General features: G+C 63.3%; 18 protein-coding genes and 1 pseudogene. 11 read left to right on the forward strand and 8 right to left on the reverse strand.

The features are described 5' to 3' along the window. Window positions 1-18: 18 nt before the first annotated feature. The 3 genes from trpC (at window position 19) to B0G77_RS04815 (ending at window position 2,342) form a co-directional block, all read left to right on the forward strand. A complete protein-coding gene (gene trpC / locus B0G77_RS04805) occupies window positions 19-804 on the forward strand; it encodes an indole-3-glycerol phosphate synthase TrpC (protein ID WP_133661091.1) in 786 nt (261 codons plus the stop codon). A 21-nt stretch (window positions 805-825) separates the two neighbouring features. Next, window positions 826-1,452, forward strand: a complete 627-nt coding sequence (locus tag B0G77_RS04810; RefSeq protein ID WP_133661092.1) for a CYTH domain-containing protein — start codon at window positions 826-828, stop codon at window positions 1,450-1,452. A 65-nt stretch (window positions 1,453-1,517) separates the two neighbouring features. Beyond that, the gene (locus B0G77_RS04815) at window positions 1,518-2,342 is read left to right on the forward strand and encodes a uracil-DNA glycosylase (protein WP_133661093.1); all 825 of its coding nucleotides are present in this window, start codon (window positions 1,518-1,520) and stop codon (window positions 2,340-2,342) included. A 160-nt stretch (window positions 2,343-2,502) separates the two neighbouring features. Here the strand turns inward: B0G77_RS04815 and B0G77_RS04820 are convergent, their stop codons facing one another. The 4 genes from B0G77_RS04820 to B0G77_RS04835 all read right to left on the reverse strand — a co-directional run bounded on the left by B0G77_RS04820 (window position 2,503) and on the right by B0G77_RS04835 (window position 7,162). Further along, complete coding sequence (locus B0G77_RS04820; protein WP_133661094.1) at window positions 2,503-3,099, reverse strand: NAD(P)H-dependent oxidoreductase; 597 nt, start codon at window positions 3,097-3,099, stop codon at window positions 2,503-2,505. 211 nt (window positions 3,100-3,310) lie between these two features. Further along, window positions 3,311-5,098 (reverse strand): PDZ domain-containing protein, encoded by a 1,788-nt coding sequence (locus tag B0G77_RS04825; RefSeq protein ID WP_133661095.1) that lies wholly within the window; start codon window positions 5,096-5,098, stop codon window positions 3,311-3,313. Window positions 5,099-5,180: 82 nt separating this feature from the next. Then, entirely contained in the window at window positions 5,181-5,906 is a 726-nt protein-coding gene (locus B0G77_RS04830) for a DsbC family protein (RefSeq protein ID WP_133661096.1), read from the reverse strand. Window positions 5,907-5,989: 83 nt separating this feature from the next. Next, the gene (locus B0G77_RS04835; RefSeq protein WP_133661097.1) at window positions 5,990-7,162 is read right to left on the reverse strand and encodes a UbiH/UbiF family hydroxylase; all 1,173 of its coding nucleotides are present in this window, start codon (window positions 7,160-7,162) and stop codon (window positions 5,990-5,992) included. Window positions 7,163-7,505: 343 nt separating this feature from the next. Here B0G77_RS04835 and ychF point away from each other — a divergent pair, with 343 nt between their 5' ends. The 7 genes from ychF (at window position 7,506) to B0G77_RS04870 (ending at window position 15,978) form a co-directional block, all read left to right on the forward strand. After that, window positions 7,506-8,600 (forward strand): redox-regulated ATPase YchF, encoded by a 1,095-nt coding sequence (gene ychF / locus B0G77_RS04840; protein WP_133661098.1) that lies wholly within the window; start codon window positions 7,506-7,508, stop codon window positions 8,598-8,600. Between the two features lie 325 nt (window positions 8,601-8,925). Continuing rightward, window positions 8,926-10,251, forward strand: a complete 1,326-nt coding sequence (gene ugpB / locus B0G77_RS04845) for a sn-glycerol-3-phosphate ABC transporter substrate-binding protein UgpB (RefSeq protein ID WP_133661099.1) — start codon at window positions 8,926-8,928, stop codon at window positions 10,249-10,251. Window positions 10,252-10,381: 130 nt separating this feature from the next. Then, on the forward strand, window positions 10,382-11,266 hold the full coding sequence (gene ugpA, locus B0G77_RS04850; protein ID WP_133661100.1) for a sn-glycerol-3-phosphate ABC transporter permease UgpA: 885 nt from the start codon (window positions 10,382-10,384) through the stop codon (window positions 11,264-11,266). Next, window positions 11,263-12,108 carry a sn-glycerol-3-phosphate ABC transporter permease UgpE gene (gene ugpE, locus B0G77_RS04855; RefSeq protein ID WP_133661101.1) on the forward strand — a complete coding sequence of 282 codons (846 nt, stop codon included), beginning with the start codon at window positions 11,263-11,265 and terminating at the stop codon, window positions 12,106-12,108. The genes ugpA and ugpE overlap by 4 nt, the downstream gene beginning before the upstream one ends. Before the next feature lie 82 nt (window positions 12,109-12,190). Continuing rightward, a complete protein-coding gene (locus tag B0G77_RS04860; RefSeq protein WP_133661102.1) occupies window positions 12,191-13,279 on the forward strand; it encodes a sn-glycerol-3-phosphate import ATP-binding protein UgpC in 1,089 nt (362 codons plus the stop codon). A 176-nt stretch (window positions 13,280-13,455) separates the two neighbouring features. Continuing rightward, window positions 13,456-15,123: an energy-dependent translational throttle protein EttA gene (gene ettA / locus B0G77_RS04865; RefSeq protein ID WP_133661103.1), complete on the forward strand. Its 1,668-nt coding sequence runs from the start codon at window positions 13,456-13,458 to the stop codon at window positions 15,121-15,123. Between the two features lie 72 nt (window positions 15,124-15,195). After that, on the forward strand, window positions 15,196-15,978 hold the full coding sequence (locus tag B0G77_RS04870) for a DUF748 domain-containing protein (RefSeq protein ID WP_133661104.1): 783 nt from the start codon (window positions 15,196-15,198) through the stop codon (window positions 15,976-15,978). Between the two features lie 63 nt (window positions 15,979-16,041). Here B0G77_RS04870 and B0G77_RS04875 read toward each other — a convergent pair whose 3' ends face one another. The 4 genes from B0G77_RS04875 to B0G77_RS04890 form a co-directional block, all read right to left on the reverse strand. Then, window positions 16,042-16,665, reverse strand: coding sequence for an HAD family phosphatase (locus B0G77_RS04875; RefSeq protein ID WP_133661105.1), 624 nt, complete (start codon window positions 16,663-16,665; stop codon window positions 16,042-16,044). Then, entirely contained in the window at window positions 16,662-17,213 is a 552-nt protein-coding gene (locus tag B0G77_RS04880; RefSeq protein ID WP_133661106.1) for an isochorismatase family protein, read from the reverse strand. Before B0G77_RS04880 ends, B0G77_RS04875 begins: the two co-directional genes overlap by 4 nt. A gap of 129 nt (window positions 17,214-17,342) precedes the next feature. Next, the gene (locus tag B0G77_RS04885; RefSeq protein WP_133661107.1) at window positions 17,343-19,157 is read right to left on the reverse strand and encodes an aminopeptidase P family protein; all 1,815 of its coding nucleotides are present in this window, start codon (window positions 19,155-19,157) and stop codon (window positions 17,343-17,345) included. Between the two features lie 15 nt (window positions 19,158-19,172). Then, window positions 19,173-19,427: a hypothetical protein gene (locus B0G77_RS04890; RefSeq protein WP_133661108.1), complete on the reverse strand. Its 255-nt coding sequence runs from the start codon at window positions 19,425-19,427 to the stop codon at window positions 19,173-19,175. Between the two features lie 201 nt (window positions 19,428-19,628). On the opposite strand from B0G77_RS04890, the pseudogene B0G77_RS04895 reads away from it, so the two are divergent. Continuing rightward, window positions 19,629-20,313: pseudogene (locus B0G77_RS04895) on the forward strand (response regulator transcription factor). The last annotated feature ends 63 nt before the right edge of the window (window positions 20,314-20,376 follow it).

Genomic DNA, 20,376 nt, shown 5'->3' on the forward strand with positions numbered 1-20,376 from the left:
TTCTGTATCGGGACACCCATGAGCGATATTCTGGAACGCATTATCGCGGTCAAGCGCGACGAAGTCCGCGCCGCGGAAATGAGCGCACCGCTCGAAGAACTGCGCCTTGAAGCATCGGCGCGCGACAAACGCGATTTCGTCGGCGCCTTGCGTGCAAAGCACGCGGCAGGTCAGGCTGCCGTGATCGCCGAAGTGAAAAAGGCGAGTCCGTCAAAGGGTGTAATGCGTGACCCTTTCGTGCCGGCCGACATCGCACGCTCGTACGCGAAGCACGGCGCGGCCTGCCTTTCCGTTCTCACCGATGTCCAGTTCTTCCAGGGCAGCGCCGCCTATCTGGAAGAAGCGCGCGCCGCGTGTGATCTGCCGGTGCTGCGCAAGGACTTCATCATCGATCCGTACCAGATCGTCGAAGCCCGGGCGATGGGCGCCGATGCGATCCTGCTGATCGCCGCCGCGCTCGAAACGTCGCAGATGCAGGATCTCGAAGCGTTCGCCCACTCGCTGGGGCTGGCGGTGCTCGTCGAAGTGCACGACAGGGACGAACTGATGGAAGCCCTCACGCTGAAGACGCCGCTCATCGGCATCAACAACCGCAATCTGCGCACCTTCGAAACGTCGATCGAAACGACAATCGGCATGCTCGAATCGATGCCTGACGACCGCATCGTCGTAACCGAATCCGGGATCCTGTCGCGCCTTGATGTGGAGCGGCTGCGGGCGATGGACGTGCATACATTCCTCGTCGGCGAGGCGTTCATGCGCGCGGAAGAACCGGGCGCGGAACTCGCGCGGATGTTCTTCTGATCGAAGCGGACGAGGTGCGCGATGGGTATGGAGCGTGAAATCAAGCTGGCGTTGCCGGCAGATCAGTTTGATATGGCCACGCAGCTTTTCATCACGCGCACGGGCAACACCGGTCACGCAATCAGGCTCGAAAACATTTACTTCGATACGCCTGCATGGACGCTCGCCCGTTCGAAAAGCGCACTTCGGCTGAGACGCACGCCGGATGGCTGGCTTCAGACGTTCAAGACAGCAGGCGCGGCGAAGGACGGACTGCATAGCCGCCATGAGTGGGAAATGCCGGTGGCGGGCGAAGCGCTGGAAATCGATGCGCTGCTGCGCGAGTGCGATGTACCCGATGTCGCAGCGGCGCTTCGTCAGGCCGCGCCGAAGTTGATCGAACTGTTCCGCACCGATTTCACGCGAACGCTTTGGCTGGTGCAGCAGGATGGCGCCGAAATCGAAGTGGCGATCGATCAGGGCGAAGTCATCGCCGAGGTGAACGGCGCCACTCGCCGTGCGCCCATTTCCGAAGTCGAACTGGAACTGAAGCACGGCGACGAAGCGGCGCTACACGCGCTTGCCCGGGAACTATCGGCGCACATTCCCGGCCTCGCGCCCGACGATATCAGCAAGGCTCAGCGCGGATACCGTCTACGCGAGCAGTGAACCGCGCTCGTGTGAGAAGTCACACGTCTTGAGCTACGCACAGTTTGCTGCGACACTCCCCGGTCATGACCTCCGCTACCCGCTCCCGTTCTCCGTCGTCGCAGGCTTCGCTGTTCAGCGACCAGACAGACAGTCACGACAAGGCTTCGTCGTCGACCCAATCGACAGACATCATCACGCTCGAAGCCCAGTTCGACGCACTGCCGCCCGCCTGGCGCACACATCTGCGTCCGTTCATCGACAGTGATGCCTACGCACCGCTTTGCCGTTTCGTCGACGGTGAGCGCGCAGCGGGCAAAACCGTCTATCCCGTCGACGTTTTTCGCGCACTGCGCCTCACCAGCCCCGACGACGTCAAGGTCGTGATCCTCGGCCAGGATCCATATCACGGTGAAGATCGCGGCACCCCGCAGGCGCATGGACTTGCGTTCTCTGTACCGCCGTCGGTTCGGCCGCCACCGTCGCTGCGCAACATCTTCAAGGAAATCGCCGCGAATTTCGGTCATGACACGCCGCGTCACGGCTGTCTCGACACCTGGGCACGGCAAGGCGTGCTGTTGCTGAACACGGTGCTGACCGTTGAGCGTGATTCGGCGGCAAGCCATGCAAAACGCGGCTGGGAAAAATGCACCGACACGCTGATTCACGAACTCGCGATGCGTCACGAAGGGCTCGTGTTCATGTTGTGGGGCGCGCATGCGCAGGCAAAGCGCGGGTTGCTCGGCGGTCGATCGCACTGCGTGCTGGAGGCGCCGCACCCATCGCCATTGTCGGCACATCGCGGTTTTCTCGGTTGCCGGCATTTCGTGCTGGCCAACGAATACCTTAAACAACGCGGTCGCCAGCCGATTGACTGGCGTCTGCCGGAAGAAGCGCAGACCCTGGCCTAGGCTTCGGCGACCGGAAATACGATGCGCTCTATGGTGCGCAGGCGAAAAACACCCTCCATGCATCCGGCCACCCGCGCAAAAAAAACGCCACGAAATCCGATTCCGTGGCGTTTTTTTTCGTGCGGGATGACGGACGAGCCGTCAACCCGCAGCACCAGCCTCACACAGCAGCGATGGCTTCGCGTGCACCGGCGAGAGCGGCATTCGCTACTTCCGGGCCCATGTTCAAGCCTTCAGCGTAGATGAAGTTCACGTCGGTCATGCCGAGGAAGCCGAGGAACGTCTTCAGGTACGGCGTCTGGCTGTCGCCCGGCGTGCCAGCGTACTTGCCGCCGCGTGCCGACACGACGTGCACCTTCTTGCCCGTCACGAGGCCTTCCGGACCATTCGCGCCGTACTTGAACGTGATGCCAGCGCGGGCGATGAAGTCGAAATAGGTCTTCAATTGCGACGACACGCCGAAGTTGTACAGCGGCGCGGCAATCACAATGACGTCAGCGGCTTGCAGTTCGGCGATCAGCGCTTCGCTGCGAGCAGCAATAGCCTGCTGTTCCGGCGTGCGCTGCTCTGCGGGCGTGAAGAACGCGCCGAGGATCGCGTCGTCGAGGTGGGGCAGCGGCTCGGCCTGCAGGTTACGGACGACGACTTGCGCGCCCGGTTTCGACTGTTGCAGCTTCGCGGTCAGTTCGTTGGCAAGCAGCGTCGAGTTTGCGCCTTGCGAGCGGGCTGCCGAGTTGATTTGCAGAATCGTGGTCATGGTTGACTCCAGTTGGGGCGCGCAGTGTTGCGCGAGTGGAGCCATTGTGTTTTTTTAACGGGGTGGGAAAAAGTACCGCGCAAGCGACGGATTGTTGCATGAGTAGAACAATCCGTCGGATGGCCCGTGAGCCGGTGGCTGGTCGGCTGAATCTGGAAGCCGGAACCGGAGCCGGTGGCCGGTGATCGTTGGCCGGGCGACCTGCAAGCCGTCAGCCCGCGAGCCAGCGCTCGCGCCAGTTACGCGCCGCCCGCTTATCGGTCACCGAAAGCTTGTACCGCGTCACCTCCGGGCCGTCGAGCTTGACCTGCGCCGTGCGAAGCTCATCGCGCCGGAACGCGTGAACCTCCACTTTTGCGCCCGGCAGATAGCGCGACAGCAACGCATCGAGATTGGAGCCTGTGACGCGCAGGCCATCGATCGCGACGAGCACGTCGCCGGCCGACAGGCCCGCCTTCTGCGCCGCGCTGCCGTCGTGCACGGCCGTCAGCGTGCAGTCCGCGCCGCCGCGCACGCGCGCGCCGAGCGAGGGCTTGCCGTTTTTGTCCGTCTCCGGCGCCATGCCCACCCCGAACGGCGCGAGCAGCGTCTCGAGCGGCAGGTCGCGCGTGCCGTGCACGCCCTGGGCGAACACCTCGACAAGATCCGCGCCCGTCGCTTCCGCGAACAGCGCCTCGATCTGTGCCTCGGAAACGCCGACCGGATTGCCGCGATAGAAATCGCGGCCAAAGCGGTGCCACAGCAGCCGCATCACGTCGTCGAGCGATTTGCGGTTGCCGGTCTGCGCGCGAATCGTCAAATCGAACGCGAGCGCGACGAGCGAGCCCTTCGTGTAATAGCTGACGATGGCATTGGGGGCATTCTCGTCCTGGCGGTAATACTTGACCCATGTGTCGAACGAGCTTTCCGCCACCGTCTGTTTCTGCCGCCCGCTGCCGCGCAGCACGCCGCCCACCACCTTGCCGAGCAGGCCGAAATAGTCATCCGGGGTGATGAGTCCGCTGCGCACCAGAATCAGATCGTCGTAGTACGAGGTGAAGCCTTCGAAGAGCCACAGCAGCGACGTGTAGTTCTCGCGCGTTAGATCGTACGGCACGAAGGCCGCCGGCTTGATGCGCTTCACATTCCACGTGTGGAAGTATTCATGGCTGCAAAGGCCCAGATAGGTCCGGTAGCCCTCGCTGGTCTCGGGCCGTCCCGTGACCGGCAGATCGGCGCGATTGCAGATCAGCGCGGTGGAAGCGCGGTGCTCGAGGCCCCCATAGCCATCGCTGACCGCCTGCGTCATGAACACGTAGCGATCGACAGGCGCCTTCTTCGATTTCGGTTCGAACAGCGCGATCTGCGCTTCGCAGACGCGCTTCAGGTCGGCGGCAAGACGGTCCATGTCGAGCGCAACCACGCGACCGGCGATGACGATATCGTGCGGCACACCGTGCGCCTTGAACGTCCCCAGCGCGAACTCGCCGAGCGTCACAGGATGATCCACGAGCTCATCGTAGTTGTGCGCGCGATACTCGCCGAAGCCGTAGCGACGTGTGCCGCGCGCCTCGGGCAGCGCGGTCGCGACGCGCCAGTTGCGGTATTCGTTGCCCGCTGGCTTCTGGATGTCGACGACACACTGCGCTTCCTCGTGCCCCACCGCCGACAGAAACACGCTCGTGCCGTTGAAGAATCCCGTCGTGTCGTCGAGATGCGCGGCACGCACCGACATATCCCACGCGTAGACCTCGTAACGCAGCGTCAGCTCGCCTTTGACCGGTGCGGCCTGCCACGACTGCTTGTCGGTTTTCTCGATGCGGACCTTGCGGCCCGCGTCATTGAAGGCGCGCAGCGTCACGATGTTGCGCGCGAATTCGCGCACCATGTAGCTCCCCGGAATCCACACGGGCAGCATGAAACGCTGGCCGGCCGGATCAGGATCGGCGACGGTGACGGTGACTTCGAACAGATGGGCGGCGGGTTGCTTCGGGACGATGGTGTAGCGGATCGGCTTCATCGGCAGGACATCAGGCAAGGGGCGTTAAAACGGCAGGAGGCGCATGACGCGCCTCCTGATCGACGACGGGCGATGCGCGCCCTCAATGTACGGCGGACAGTTCCTTGTCCAGCCGGTCGGCCGGCACGGCGCCCGGCAGGCGACGGCCGTCCGCGAGGAAGACCGTCGGCGTGCCGTTGACGTTCATCTGCTGGCCGAGCGCCAGGTTCTTGTCGATGGCGGTCGTGTCGCAACTGGCGGCTGCCGTCGGCACATGACGGTCGAGCATCCACGATTCCCACGCCTTGGCGCGATCGGCCGAACACCAGATCGCCTTCGACTTCGCCGTCGAATCGGCCGATAGCACCGGATACAGGAACGTGTAGACCGTGACGTTATCGATCGACTTCAGCGTCGTCTCGAGCTGCTTGCAGTACGGGCAGTTCGGGTCGGAGAACACGGCGATCTTGCGCGCGCCGTTACCCTTCACGACCTTCACGGCGTCGCCGAACGGCAGGTTGGCGAAGTCGATCTTGTTGGTTTCCGCGAGACGCGCTTCGGTGACGTTGGTGCGCGACTTCGCATCGACGATGTCGCCCAGCACGAGGTAGTCGCCGATTGCATCGCTATAGATGATCTGCGTGCCGAGGTTCACCTCGTACAGCCCCGCGATCGGCGATTTCGAGATGCTCTTGATCGTTGCGTCGCCAAGGCGCGGTTGCAGCGTGGCCTTCAGCTTGTCGGTGGTCTGGTCGGCCTGCGCGGAACAGCCGAGTGTGGCGGCGGCAACGGCCAGCGCCATTGTCGCGATACGGATACGTCTTTTCATGTTCGATTCCCTGAGTCAGTCGCACGCGCTGCGGCGTGCGTTCGTGTGTTCTTGTGTTCTGTGAAGCCCTGCGTGCCTGAAGTTCAGCCCAGCGCCGCCGACACCAGCCAGCGCTTGAGCAACGGCTGCGCGCCGACGAAAGCCATACCGGTATTGCGAACCGCTCGTGCAATCGTGCCCGGGACGGCGAAAAGCTTTTGCAGGCCATCGGTCGCGATCATCAGGCCGCGGATGTCCTCGCGACGCGAGCGTTCGTAGCGACGCAGCAGCACTGTGTCGCCGAGATCGCGGAATGCTTCCTTGCCGGCGATCACGTCGACGAGCGACGCCGCATCGCGCAAACCCAGATTCATGCCCTGACCGGCCAGCGGATGAATCAGATGCGCGGCGTCGCCGATGAGCGCGACACGCGGCGCGATCAACCGGTCGACGGTCTGCAGCGCGAGCGGGAAGCCTTTGGCCGGTGTCACGCACTCGAGCGCGCCAGACATGCCTTGCGTGACGCGCTCGACCTCGGCCGCGAGTTGCGCCGGATCGAGTTCCAGCAGTTCGCGCGCGTGTTGGCTGGCCGCCGACCAGACGAGCGATACATGTCCGTCCGGCAACGGCAGCAGCGCGATGATCTCGCCGTCCCTGAACCACTGGTAAGCGGTATCGCCGTGAGGGCGCGCCGCCTTGAAGTTCGCGACGACGCCCGTCTGCCTGTAATCGCGCCGGTGAACCTTCGAGCCGATCTGCGCGCGTACCCACGAATGGGCGCCATCCGCGCCGACAACCAGATCCGCCTCCAGCACATCGCCGTTCGCGAGGCCGATCGCTGCGGCGTCGGCCTTGACGTCGAGCCCCTGTGCGCGCGTATCGAGCCACGTCAGATTGGGCTGGAAACGCAGCGCAGCATCGAGCGCACGCTCGATCAGCGACGATTCGGCAATCCATGCCAGTTGCGGCACGGACGCCTGAAACGCGGAGAAATGGAGTTCGGCGGCGGCATCGCCGAACACGCGCATGTCGTAGACGGGCGCGAGGCGCGACGGATCGAGCGCCTGCCAGACGCGCAACCGCTCCAGCAGCGCTTGCGAACTGGCGGACAGCGCATAGACGCGCGCGTCGAAGGCCGCCCCGGCCGGCGGCGCCGCGCAAGGCTGCGCGAGCAGCGCGACGCGCTTGCCGCCCTGCGTCAGCGCGAGCGCCGCCGTCTTGCCGACAAGGCCGCCGCCGATCACGACGGCGTCAAAGGTCTGATGGTGAACATTCATGTACGCATTATAGCTGTGGGGATTCGCGGGGCCGGATGCGGCGTGCGCGGCATTTCCGCTCTTGTACAGGCGGCTTCCCGGACCACGGTTTTGAAGACAAACAGGCCCGGCCAGGGCCGCGGAGTTCGCCGACGGCACGGGTACGGCCCCGGACAGGGTTACAATTGCGGTTTTCGGTGACAGCCGTCACCGGCACAAGACGTCTGCCTGCGCCGCGACGTCCGGCGCTGTCCCGCTCGCGGACTTTTGCCGGCGCGCAATGTCGATACCGGAGCTGTTCGTCCGCCCGTTCGATGCTGGACCCACGTAAGGCACGTCACCACCCGATTTTTAGAGAAACTCCATGAGCCTCCAATGCGGCATCGTCGGCCTGCCTAACGTCGGCAAGTCCACCCTGTTCAACGCCCTGACCAAGGCGGGCATCGCCGCCGAAAACTATCCGTTCTGCACAATCGAGCCGAACGTCGGCATCGTTGAAGTGCCGGATGCGCGGCTTCAGGCGCTGGCCGCCATCGTCAAGCCGGAGCGCATCCTGCCGGCGGTGGTCGAATTCGTCGATATCGCGGGCCTCGTGGCCGGCGCGAGCAAGGGCGAAGGGCTCGGCAACCAGTTCCTCGCGAACATCCGCGAAACCGACGCGATTACGCACGTCGTGCGCTGCTTCGAAGACGAGAATGTGATCCACGTCGCGGGGAAGGTCGATCCGCTGTCGGATATAGAAGTCATCAACACCGAACTCGCGCTGGCTGACCTCGCGACGGTCGAAAAATCGCTGACCCGCTACGCCAAGGCTGCCAGGTCGGGCAACGACAAGGAAGCGGTCAAGCTTGCGGCCGTGCTGGAAAAGGTCCGCGCCCATCTGGATCAGGCGAGGCCAGTGCGCGCGCTCAGCCTGTCGGACGAAGATCAGGCGCTGCTCAAGCCGTTCTGCCTGATCACCGCGAAGCCGACGATGTACGTCGCCAACGTGAAGGAAAACGGCTTCGAGAACAACCCGCATCTGGACGCGGTGCGCAAGTATGCGGAAGCGGAAAAGGCGCCGGTGGTCGCGGTGTGCGCCGCGATCGAAGCGGAAATCGCCGATCTCGCCGACGAAGACAAGGAAGTGTTTCTCGCCGATATGGGCATGGAAGAGCCGGGCCTGAACCGCGTGGCCCGCGCCGCCTTCAAGCTGCTCGGCCTGCAGACGTACTTCACGGCCGGCGTGAAGGAGGTGCGCGCATGGACGATCCATATCGGCGATACGGCACCGCAGGCGGCGGGCGTGATTCACACCGATTTCGAACGCGGCTTCATTCGTGCACAGACGATCGGCTTCAATGACTTTGTGGCCTTCAAGGGCGAACAGGGCGCGAAGGAAGCGGGCAAGATGCGCGCAGAAGGCAAGGAATATGTTGTGCATGACGGCGACGTAATGAACTTCCTGTTTAACGTGTAAGGACTGCGGCGCTCTCGCCGCTCATCCCGCAAACCTCGCGGAAAACCCCGTAAGCCCAGGTGGCTACGGGGTTTTTTCATGCCTTGCAACAAGCAGACGCCGCTCGCGCGTCACCCTTTCGCTTCAGAATCGCTGGTGCTAGATTGCGGCTTTTGCAAGCCCAAAACGCCTGCTCAAGTACAGCGGCGCCGCAACCCTGCGCCAGCAAGCCACGAAATATGACCGTTCATTGCGTGCGCAACGAGGATCATCGCGTGACTGTCATCGAACGTAACTAGAATCGCGCAACCCAACCCTGCGCTCGACCCGAAGAAGGAGACCATCGATGAGTTGCAAGCCCCTGTTCCGTTCGTTTTCCATTGCTGCGATGCTGGCCTTTGGCACCGGCCAGGCCGCCCATGCCGCGACAGAAATCCAGTTCTGGCACGCGATGGAGGCTGCACTCGGCGAGAGACTGAACGACATCGCGAATGACTTCAACGCCTCCCAAAGCGACTACAGGATTGTCCCGGTGTTCAAGGGCAGCTACGACCAGACGCTCGCCGCGGGTATCGCAGCGTATCGCAGCGGCAATGCTCCCGCGCTCCTGCAGGTCTACGAAGTGGGCACCGCCACGATGATGCAGGCGAAGAAGGCCGTGATCCCGGTTTCGGACGTGTTCAAACAGGCCGGCGTGCCATTCGACGAAAAGGCATTCGTGCCGACCATCGCGGGCTACTACAGCGATGCAAAGACCGGCCATCTGATCTCGATGCCGTTCAACAGCTCGACGCCAGTGCTGTACTACAACAAGGACGCCTTCAAAAAGGCCGGCCTCGATCCCAACCAGCCGCCGAAAACCTGGGCCGAACTGCAACAGGATGCGCAGAAGCTGAAGGCGTCGGGCATGTCATGCGGCTATTCGTCAGGCTGGCAGAGCTGGATCCAGCTCGAGAACTACAGCGCGTGGCATGGCGCACCGTTCGCGTCGAAGAACAACGGTTTCGACGGCGCCGAGGCGCAGCTCGAATTAAACAAGCCGCTCCAGGTCGCGCACATCCAGTTCCTGCAGAACATGGCGAAGGACGGCACGTTCACCTACGTCGGTCGCAAGGACGAGCCGGTATCGAAGTTCTATAGCGGCGACTGCGGAATCATCACGAACTCGTCGGGCTCGCTTGCCACGATCAGGAAGTACGCGAAGTTCAGCTTCGGCACCGGCATGATGCCGTACGACGCGAGCGTGAAAGGCGCGCCGCAGAATGCAATCATCGGTGGCGCGAGCCTCTGGGTGCTGTCGGGCAAGGATCCAGCCGTCTACAACGGCGTGGCGAAATTCCTCGCGTATCTGAGCTCGCCGCCGGTGGCGGCGAAGTGGCATCAGGACACGGGCTACCTGCCCGTTACTACAGCAGCCTATCAACTGACGCAGCAACAGGGCTTCTACGAGAAGAATCCAGGCAGCGACACGGCGATCCGCCAGATGCTCAACAAGCCGCCGCTGCCGTACACCAAAGGACTGCGTCTGGGCAACATGCCGCAGATCCGCACGATCATCGACGAGGAGCTCGAGCAGGTCTGGGCACAGAAGAAGTCCCCGCAGGAAGCGCTCGACTCCTCGGTCTCGCGCGGCGACGAGTTGCTGCGTCGCTTCGAAAAGGCCGGCGGCTGAGCGACGGCCACGTTCAGTGCGTGATCAGAACCGGTGCACGTCGTCACGGCACCGTCTGACGCACTGAACGCCGGCTGGTTTCTGCGGGCGCAACGAACGCGCTCGCGTGCATCCTCTTCGGGAACACTCGATGGAAAAGCGATCCCGCTTCGGCACAGGCGTCCTGCCTTATCTGCTGGTCGCGCCGCAACTCGCAATCACGCTGCTGTTCTTTCTGTGGCCTGCCGCCGTGGCGCTATGGCAGTCCACGCAAACCCAGGATGCGTTCGGCACGTCCAGCGAATTCGTCGGGCTCGGCAATTTCAGACAGCTCTTCGCCGACCCGCTCTATCTGGCGTCGCTCGAGACGACGCTGATTTTCTGTTCGCTCGTCACGGTCAGCGGGCTCGTCATTTCGCTTCTACTCGCGGCCTGCGCCGACCGCGTGACGCGCGGCGCAAAAGCCTATCAGACGCTGCTCATCTGGCCGTATGCGGTCGCGCCCGCCATCGCCGCCGTGCTCTGGTCGTTTCTCTTCAATCCGAGCATCGGGCTTGTGACCTATGCGCTCGCCCGATACGGCATCGTATGGAATCACGCGCTCAACGCCGGACAGGCCATGTTCCTGGTCGTGCTCGCCTCGGTCTGGAAACAGGTCAGCTATAACTTCCTGTTCTTCTACGCCGGGCTGCAGGCCATTCCGCGATCGCTGATCGAAGCAGCCGCCATCGATGGTGCGGGTCCGGTGCGCCGTTTCTTCGGCATCGCGTTGCCCCTGCTGTCACCGACGAGCTTCTTCCTGCTCGTCGTCAATCTCGTCTACGCGTTTTTCGACACCTTCCCGATCATCGATGCAGCCACCGGCGGCGGCCCCGCGCAATCGACCCGGACGCTGATCTACAAGATCTTCGCCGAAGGCTTTCAGGGGCTCGATATCGGCAGTTCAGGCGCGCAGTCGGTCGTGCTGATGGTGATCGTCATCGCACTGACCGTCGTGCAGTTCCGTTTCATCGAGCGCAGGGTCCAGTACTCATGATCGAGAACCGACGCGCGTTCGACCTCTTCTGCCACGCGGTGCTGATCATCGGTGTGGTGCTGGTCGCGTTTCCGGTGTACGTCGCATTTTGTGCCGCGACGATGAATGAGCACCAGGTCTTCAGCGTGCCGCTTGCGCTCGCGCCCAGCACGCATCTGTTCGACAACATCGCGACCGTGTGGTCGCACGGCAGCGGCAACGCCGCGAGTCCGTTCGGCCGCATGCTGCTCAACAGCCTCGTGATGGCGCTCGTCATTACGATCGGCAAGATCGCTGTATCGATGCTCTCCGCTTACGCGATCGTGTTCTTCCGCTTTCCGTTCAAGAATCTTTCGTTCTGGCTGATCTTCATCACGCTGATGCTGCCGGTCGAAGTGCGTATCTTCCCGACCGTGCAGGTGGTCTCGTCGCTGCACCTGAGCAACACATACGCCGGGCTGACGCTGCCCTTGATCGCCTCGGCCACGGCAACCTTCCTGTTCCGGCAGTTCTTCATGACGCTGCCGGACGAGCTGATGGAAGCCGCGCGTATCGATGGCGCCGGGCCGCTGCGTTTCTTCTGGGACATAGTCGTGCCGCTGTCGAAGACGAACATGGCGGCGCTGTTCGTTATCACCTTCATATACGGCTGGAACCAGTATCTGTGGCCGATCCTGATCACCAGCCAGCAATCGATGACCACGGCGGTGGTCGGCATCCGGAGCATGATCGCGTCCGGCGATACGGCGACTGAATGGCATCTCGTCATGACCGCGACGCTGCTCGCGATGCTGCCGCCACTCGTCGTCGTGCTGGTGATGCAGCGCTGGTTCGTGCGTGGCCTCGTGGATGCCGAAAAATAGGCGGCTCAGGCTTTTGTCCTCAACTGAAAACATCGCGGTCGCGCATTTCGAGCATGGCGCGACTGAAAAAAGGTGAGCGGGAATGGCTGCACTGACGTTGAAGAGCGTGAAAAAGACCTACGACGGCAAACAGTTCGTGCTGCACGGCATCGACGTGGATGTTGCCGACGGCGAATTCGTCGTCATGGTCGGGCCGTCAGGCTGCGGCAAGTCGACACTGCTGCGCATGGTGGCAGGACTCGAGCGCATATCCGAAGGAACGATCTCAATCGACGGCAAGGTCGTCAATACGCTCGAGCCCAAGGACCGCAACATCGCGATGGTGTTCCAGAACTACGCGCTCTATCCGCACATGAGCGTCGCGCAGAACATGGGGTACGCGCTGAAGATCGGCGGCGTGGATCGCGCGACCATCGAACGGCGCGTCGAGGCCGCGGCGAAGATTCTCGAACTCGAACCGCTGCTGGCCCGCAAGCCGCGTGAGCTGTCCGGCGGACAGCGGCAACGCGTCGCGATGGGCCGGGCGATCGTGCGCGAACCGGCAGTGTTTCTATTCGACGAGCCGCTCTCGAATCTCGACGCGCGGCTGCGGGTGCAAATGCGCCTGGAAATCCAGCGCCTGCATGCGCGGCTCGCCACGACGAGCCTCTACGTCACCCACGACCAGATCGAAGCGATGACCCTGGCCCGGCGGGTGATCGTGATGAACCGCGGCCACGCGGAGCAGATTGGCGCGCCCACCGATGTCTACGAGCGCCCGGCGACGGTGTTCGTCGCCAGTTTCATCGGCTCGCCGGGCATGAATCTGCTGGAAGGCCGCGTATCCGGCGACGGCGCGTTTTTTGAAGTGGCGGGCAGCGGGCCGAAGCTGCCGCTAGCGGGGATGCCGGGCATCGGTGGCGCACTGGCGGCTGGACGCGAGTGGGTTGTCGGCATCCGTCCCGAGCATATGACGCCCGGTCAGCCGGGCGTTGCGCACGTGACGCTCCCGGTCGACTCCTGCGAGTTGCTGGGGGCCGACAATCTGGTCCACGGTCGTTGGGGCAAGCACGACGTTACGGTCCGCCTGCCTCACGCACACCGGCCGGCGCGCGGCGAGGCGCTGGAAGTGGCGCTTCCCGCTCAACGGCTCCACTTTTTCGACCCGTCGACAGGCAAGCGCATCAATTGACTGATCCGCAACCGAGCGGCGCAACGGTGCTTTCGCCCTGGAGCGCGAAGTACAATGGCGTTTCTCCCACGCGCGCCGGCCTGCCGGCGCCGGCCGGGAACCCGACAAACCCATATCCATCCACCCACGACCGCCGCCGTTCGCGGCAGGCGGCGTCAACGCGTGACTTCAAGCAAATGGCCCAATACGTATTCACCATGAACCGGGTCGGCAAAATCGTGCCGCCCAAGCGTCAGATCCTCAAAGACATTTCGCTGTCGTTTTTCCCCGGCGCGAAAATCGGCCTGCTCGGCCTGAACGGCTCGGGTAAGTCGACGCTGATCCGCATCATGGCGGGCGTCGACAAGGACATCGAAGGCGAAGCCACGCCGATGCCGAACCTGAACATCGGCTATCTGCCACAGGAGCCGCAACTCGATCCGCAAAAGACGGTGCGCGAAGCAGTCGAAGAAGGTCTTGGCGACGTGTTCAACGCGCAAAAGAAGCTCGATGAAATCTATGCCGCATACGCGGAGCCGGACGCCGACTTCGACGCGCTCGCTGCCGAGCAGGCCAAATACGAAGCGATCCTCGCCACGGCCGACGGCGGCAGCCCGGAGCAGCAGATCGAAGTCGCCGCTGACGCACTGCGCCTGCCCGCCTGGGACGCGAAGATCGAGCATCTGTCGGGCGGCGAGAAACGCCGCGTCGCGCTATGCAAGCTGCTGCTGGAAAAGCCGGACATGCTGCTGCTCGACGAGCCGACCAACCACCTGGACGCCGAGTCGGTCGAATGGCTGGAGCAGTTCCTCACGCGCTTCCCGGGCACAGTGGTTGCTGTGACCCACGACAGATACTTCCTAGACAACGCCGCGGAATGGATTCTCGAACTCGACCGTGGCTACGGCATTCCGTGGAAGGGCAACTACAGCAGTTGGCTCGACCAGAAGGAAGAGCGGCTGAAGCAGGAAGAAGCATCGGAATCGGCGCGCCAGAAGGCGATCAAGAAGGAGCTGGAGTGGGTGCGCCAGAATCCGAAGGGCCGTCAGGCGAAGTCGAAGGCGCGGATTGCGCGCTTTGAAGAATTGAACAGCCAGGATTACCAGAAGCGCAACGAAACGTCGGAAATCTTCATTCCGGTCGGTGACCGGCTCGGCAATGAAGTGATCGAGTTCAAGAACGTAAGCAAGTCATACGGCGACCGTCTGCTGATCGACAATCTGAGCTTCAAGATTCCGGCGGGCGCGATCGTCGGCATCATCGGGCCGAACGGCGCCGGTAAGTCGACGCTGTTCCGCATGCTGACCGGCAAGGAACAGCCGGATTCGGGCGAGATCGCACAAGGCCCGACCGTGAAGCTCGCTTACGTCGATCAGAGCCGCGATGCCCTCGATGGTTCGAAGTCCGTGTTCGAAGAGATTTCCGGCGGCGCGGACGTGCTGACGGTGGGCAAGTACGAGACGCCGTCGCGTGCGTATATCGGCCGCTTCAACTTCAAGGGTGGCGACCAGCAGAAGATTGTCGGCAACCTGTCAGGCGGTGAGCGCGGCCGGCTGCATCTGGCGAAAACGCTGATTGCGGGCGGCAACGTGCTACTGCTCGACGAACCGTCGAACGACCTCGACGTCGAAACGCTGCGCGCGCTCGAAGACGCGTTGCTCGAATTCGCGGGCTCGGTGCTGGTGATTTCGCACGATCGCTGGTTCCTCGACCGGATCGCGACCCACATTCTGGCCTTCGAAGGCGATTCGCAGGCGACGTTCTTCGACGGCAACTATCAGGAATACGAGGCGGACAAGCGTAACCGTCTTGGCGAGGAAGGCGCGCGGCCGAAGCGACTGCGCTACAAACCGATCAGCCGATAAGGAACGCGGGCGGCAACCCGGGCGGCGGCCAAGGCCACGCACCTTGAGCGGCCGGGCGACGAGGAGGCAGGCATGGCGTTGTCGAAGGGCGGGCGCGTGGCCGTTGCAGTCGCTGGCGTCGTTGCTGCGCTGATCGTCGCCGCGCTCGCCGGCCTCTATTTCGTCCAGCACGAAGTAAAAGAGCGCGTGATTCAGGCGCTCGGCCCGCTTGGCAGCGCCGACTCGATCGATGTCGGCCTGACCTCCGTCCGCCTCACCAACGTTCGTCTAAAGCCACCCGAAGGCTGGCCCGCGGGCGACCCGCTGCACGCCGACGAGATCACGGTGACGCCGGACGTCCACGAGCTGATCCAGCGGCGCGTGCATCTGCGCAGTGTCGTGATTAGCGGTTTCACGCTCACCGTGGTGCGAACACCGGACGGCAAGCTCAAGTTGCTGCCGAATCTGCGAGAGTCGTTGAGCAGCCCCAGCAGCACCGGCCCGAACACTGCGAGCAGTACGGAAAAAACGCCGCTGCCGCCCGAAAAGCTCTTCGATCACATCGAATTCCGCCAAGGCACGTTCGTGTTCTACGACTTCGAAGTGAGCAAACCAGCGTACAAGATCATCGTTAGCGACGCTAACGCCAGCATCAATCACATCCATCTGCCCGATCTCAACGAACCCACCACTGTCGCCGTCAACGGCTCGATCAAGGGGCCAGCACATACCGGCAAGGTTTCGTTTGACGGGTGGATAAAAATCGCCAGAAAGGATTCGCAGACCACCACGACGCTACGCGGCGTCGACATCAAGACGCTCGATCCGTATCTGTTGAAGAAAGCCCGGTCAAGGGTCTCGGCAACGCACTGCTGAACCTGATCGGGAAGTAATCGCCCGCATCGCACCGATGCGATACGGGTTGGAGCGCTCGTCAACTCAAACCGGCAGCCCTAGTTCGCGCAGCTTCGCATCGGTCTTCGCGGCGCTCGTGTGATGAACGCCATGCCAGCCGAGCGCGGTCGCGGCTTCGGCGTTCTTCCGGTCATCGTCGATAAAGACGAGTTCCGCCGGCTGGATACCTGGAAGATGGCTTTCGACGCGCTTCACCATCTCGGCGAAAATCGCCGGATCAGGCTTGACGAGTTTTACGCGGCCTGACACCACGATGTCCTTGAAGCGTCGCAGCACGGGGAAGTTTTCCCACGCATAAGGGAACGTCTCCGCCGACCAGTTCGTCAGGCCGAACAGCGGCACGCCAGCCGAGTCGAGTTTCTCGAGCGTTGCGATGCCATCGTCAAGCACCCCTGCGATCATCTCGTGCCACCGTTCATAGAACGCTCGGATCAGCGTTTCATGCTCGGGAAACTTCGCGATCAGTTCGGCGGTGCCCTCGACGATCGTCTGGCCGCCGTCCTGCTGGATCACCCAGTCCATCGCGCAAACGTCGGTCAGAAACCAGCGGCGCTCCGTTTCGTCCGGAATCAGCGTCCGGTACAGGTATTCGGGGCTCCAGTCGATCAATACGCCGCCGAAATCGAAAACGACTGCCTTGATGCTCATGCAAACTCCCTCACAAGCACATCGGAAAGCGGGCTCACGCAGACGCGATTGCCCGCCATAGACGAATTCGCCCACACCCAGTTGTGATGGGCGACGATCTGCTCAGGCATGAGATGCGCTCTTTGCTGCGTGGTATGCAGATCGGAAACGACCGTGGTCCGGTAGCCGAGCGTGACGGCCCGGCGCGCTGCCGTGTCGACGCAGAACTCGGTCGCGTAGCCGCAAACCAGCAGGCGGTCGATGCTGAGGCGTTCGAGCTGTCCGTCCAGCGTCGTCTCGTGAAAGGAATCGCCGACGGTCTTATGCACGACGCAGTCATCGCCAGTTCGTAAAAGCGCCGGATGCAGTTGCCAGCCTTCGGTGCCGAGCGCGACTTCCGCACCAGGCGCGCCGTCATGCTGAACGAAAAACACCGGCGCGAGCGCCAGACGCGCGGCAGCGGTAAGTCGGTTGATACCGCCGATCACTTCATCGCTTCGATACGACGCTGACGGGCCACAGAAAAACTCCCGCTGCACGTCGATAACCATCACCGCCACGCCTGCCATGTATCAGGTTCCCCTATGAATTCGCTATAGCCCCGGGCGCCCTCGCCTGCCTCGCCCGGCAATGACTCTCCGCACCGGCGGGCCGCGCTCGAGCCCGCGCGACAATGAACCGCCGGTTGCCGGCCCGCCTCAGACCGGTTGCGTACGCATTTCGAGCCACGCCTTTGCATCGCCCGAAACATGCGGCGATACGCGAGTGCGCACCGTCTCGTGATACGCGTTGAGCCACGCGCGCTCGTCGTCACGCAGCAGCGCGAGATCGACGCACCGTGTGTCGATCGGACACAGGGTCAGCGTCTCGAACTTCAGGAAATCGCCGAACTCGGTCTGTTCAGCCGGGCGGTTCAGCACGAGGTTCTCGATCCGGATGCCCCACTTGCCCGGTCGGTAGATGCCCGGCTCGATCGATGTGATCATCCCTTCTTCCATTGCCGTCCACGCTTCGGCCGGCGCGTAGTGCGAAATCACCTGCGGACCTTCGTGCACATTCAGGAAGTAGCCGACGCCGTGACCCGTTCCGTGGCCATAGTCCGCGCCTGCCTCCCAGATCGGCGCGCGCGCAATCGAATCGAGCATCGGCGAGCGGATGCCACGCGGGAACTGCGCGCGCGACAGCGCCATCGTGCCCCTGAGCACCGTGGTGAAATCCCCACGGTGTTCGGCCGTGATCGAGCCGATCGGCACCACGCGCGTGACGTCCGTCGTGCCGCTCAGGTACTGGCCGCCCGAATCGATCAGCAACAGCCCGTTGCCCTCGATCGTCGCGTGCGACGCTTCGGTCGCGCGGTAATGCGGCATCGCGCCGTTCGCGTTGAAGCCCGCAATGGTGCCGAAGCTCAGCGTGACAAACCCCGGCCGACGCGCACGCGCAGCCGTCAGGCGCTCGTCGATGGTCAGCTCAGTGATCGTTTCGCGACCCAGCGCGCCTTCGAACCACGCAAAGAATTCGGCAAGCGCCGCGCCGTCCTGCTCCATCGTCGCGCGGACGTATTCGGCCTCGGCCTCGGTCTTGCGCGATTTGAGGAACGTCGACGGGTTCACTGCCTCGACGATCTTCACCTCCGGCGGCACCGCTTTCAGCAGGCCGAAGGTAATGCGGCGCGGATCGATCAGCAGAGTGGCGCCTACCGGCAGGGCGGAGAGCGCGTCGGCGGCCCTGGCGTACGGCTCGACGCGGATGCCGTCGCTCGCCAGCGCGTCGGCGAGTGCCTGCGGCACCTTGCCGTCAGCGACGAACAGGGACGCACGATCGAGCCCGACCAGCGCGTGCGCAACGAATACCGGGTTGTAGCTGACGTCGGCGCCACGCAGATTCAGAAGCCACGCGAGATCGTCGAGCGTCGAGATGAAATGCCACTGCGCGCCCTTTTCCTGCATCGCGCGACGGATCTGGTCAAGCTTGTCGGCGCGCGCGACGCTCGCGTGCGGAGCCGCGTGTTCGTACACCGCTTCGGCCGGCAACGAAGGCCGCTGCGGCCAGATCGCGTCCAGTAGATCGACGTCGGTGCGTAGCTTGACGTCGCGCGCTGTCAGCATTTCGGTCAGCGTGCGCGCGGCAGCGACGCCGAGCACGGCGCCGTCGACGCCCACCGTCGCGCCGCTCTCGACGTTCTGAGCGAGCCAGTCGACATGAGGCGTGCTTTGCTGGCCGGCCATCATCTTCATCAGTTGCACCCCGGTGCCGGCGAGTTGCGCTTCGGCCTGGACCCAGTAGCGGCTATCGACCCACAGGCCGGCGAAGCTATCCGTCACGACCAGCGTGCCAACCGAGCCAGTGAAGCCCGACAGCCATTGCCGCCCCTGCCATCGCCCGGGCAGATATTCGGAGAGGTGCGGATCGGCGGACGGCACCAGGTACGCAGCGAGACCTTCGCGCGCCATCGCACCGCGCAGCAACGCGATGCGTTCAGGAATGGAGGAGATTTCGGGGAGTCGGGCGTTCATTGTTCACCTGCAGGTTCATCGACGGGATAACAGGCCGACCGTCACGGCGACGGCGACCAGCGCAAAAGTGGTACACGCCAGCCACTCGAGCGTATCACCATCATGGAAGAGACCGGTCACGTTACCGGCCATCAGCGCAAAAGCCGAGCCGGCCACGCCGGCGATGAGCGCGACCCACACGCGTGCGCGTCTGCCGCGCCGCAGCGGATGCAACCACCAGCCCACGAAGCCGACCACCGCACCGAGGATCACGATTCCCACCCAGCCCATCAGCGACACACCTTGTGCGCTTTCGGACTGATCCTATAGGTTCGGGTCGTTTCCAAAGCTAGCATTTTTGTCTCATTAACCAACAGGTCAGCACGGCGCTTTCCGCGTAGCGGTTGAGTTTAGGGGCCGGGATAACGTAAGGCAAGCCACAGCACGGCATGTGCTGTCAGCCCATCCCGCCTGCCACGCTGAAAGCGCACCATGCGAATTGCCCTCATCGAGCCCGACCGGCGTCATGCCGAAATGGTTGTCCGCCTGCTGTTCGCGGGCGGTCACGCGTGCCAGCATTTCATCTCCGTGAAATCGTTCCTCGCCCACGCCGCCGGCGAAACCTTCGATCTTCTCCTGACCGACATCCGGCCCAGCGATCTCGCCGCCGAAGACGCCATCCCACTCGCCCGCCAGATCCTGCCCGGTTTGCCCGTGATCGTCCTGATGACGGTGCCACGCGAAAGCGAGATCGTCGCAAGCCTGCGCGCCGGCGCCGACGATTGCCTGTCCAAACCCGTACGCGGCCCGGAAATGCTGGCCCGCGTCGATGCGGCGCGCCGGCGTCCGCCGCCCGTCGAAGCGGCCGCGCAACGTGTTCGGTGACTACGCGTTCGATACGTCGGGCGGCGTCGTCGCGTTCCGCGGGGAGCGAGTCGAACTGACACCGAAGGAATTCCTGTTTGCGCTCCTGCTGTTCACCAACCTGTCGCGTCCAGTCTCGCGCGCGCAGATCCGCGAAAACGTCTGGACGCACAGCCGCGAAGTTAAGTCACGCACGCTGGATACGCACGCGTGTCGCCTGCGTACGAAACTCCAGCTACGCCCGGAGAACGGCTATTTGCTGACGCCGCTGTACGGTTACGGCTACCAGCTCGACCGGATCGGAGAAGCGTAAGCCGTCCCCAATCTGGCGGCGTCAATGAAAGAATCGCCGAAACGCTATAATATTGGGCTAAAT

Source organism: Paraburkholderia sp. BL10I2N1 (assembly GCF_004361815.1).
Taxonomy (GTDB): Bacteria; Pseudomonadota; Gammaproteobacteria; order Burkholderiales; family Burkholderiaceae; genus Paraburkholderia.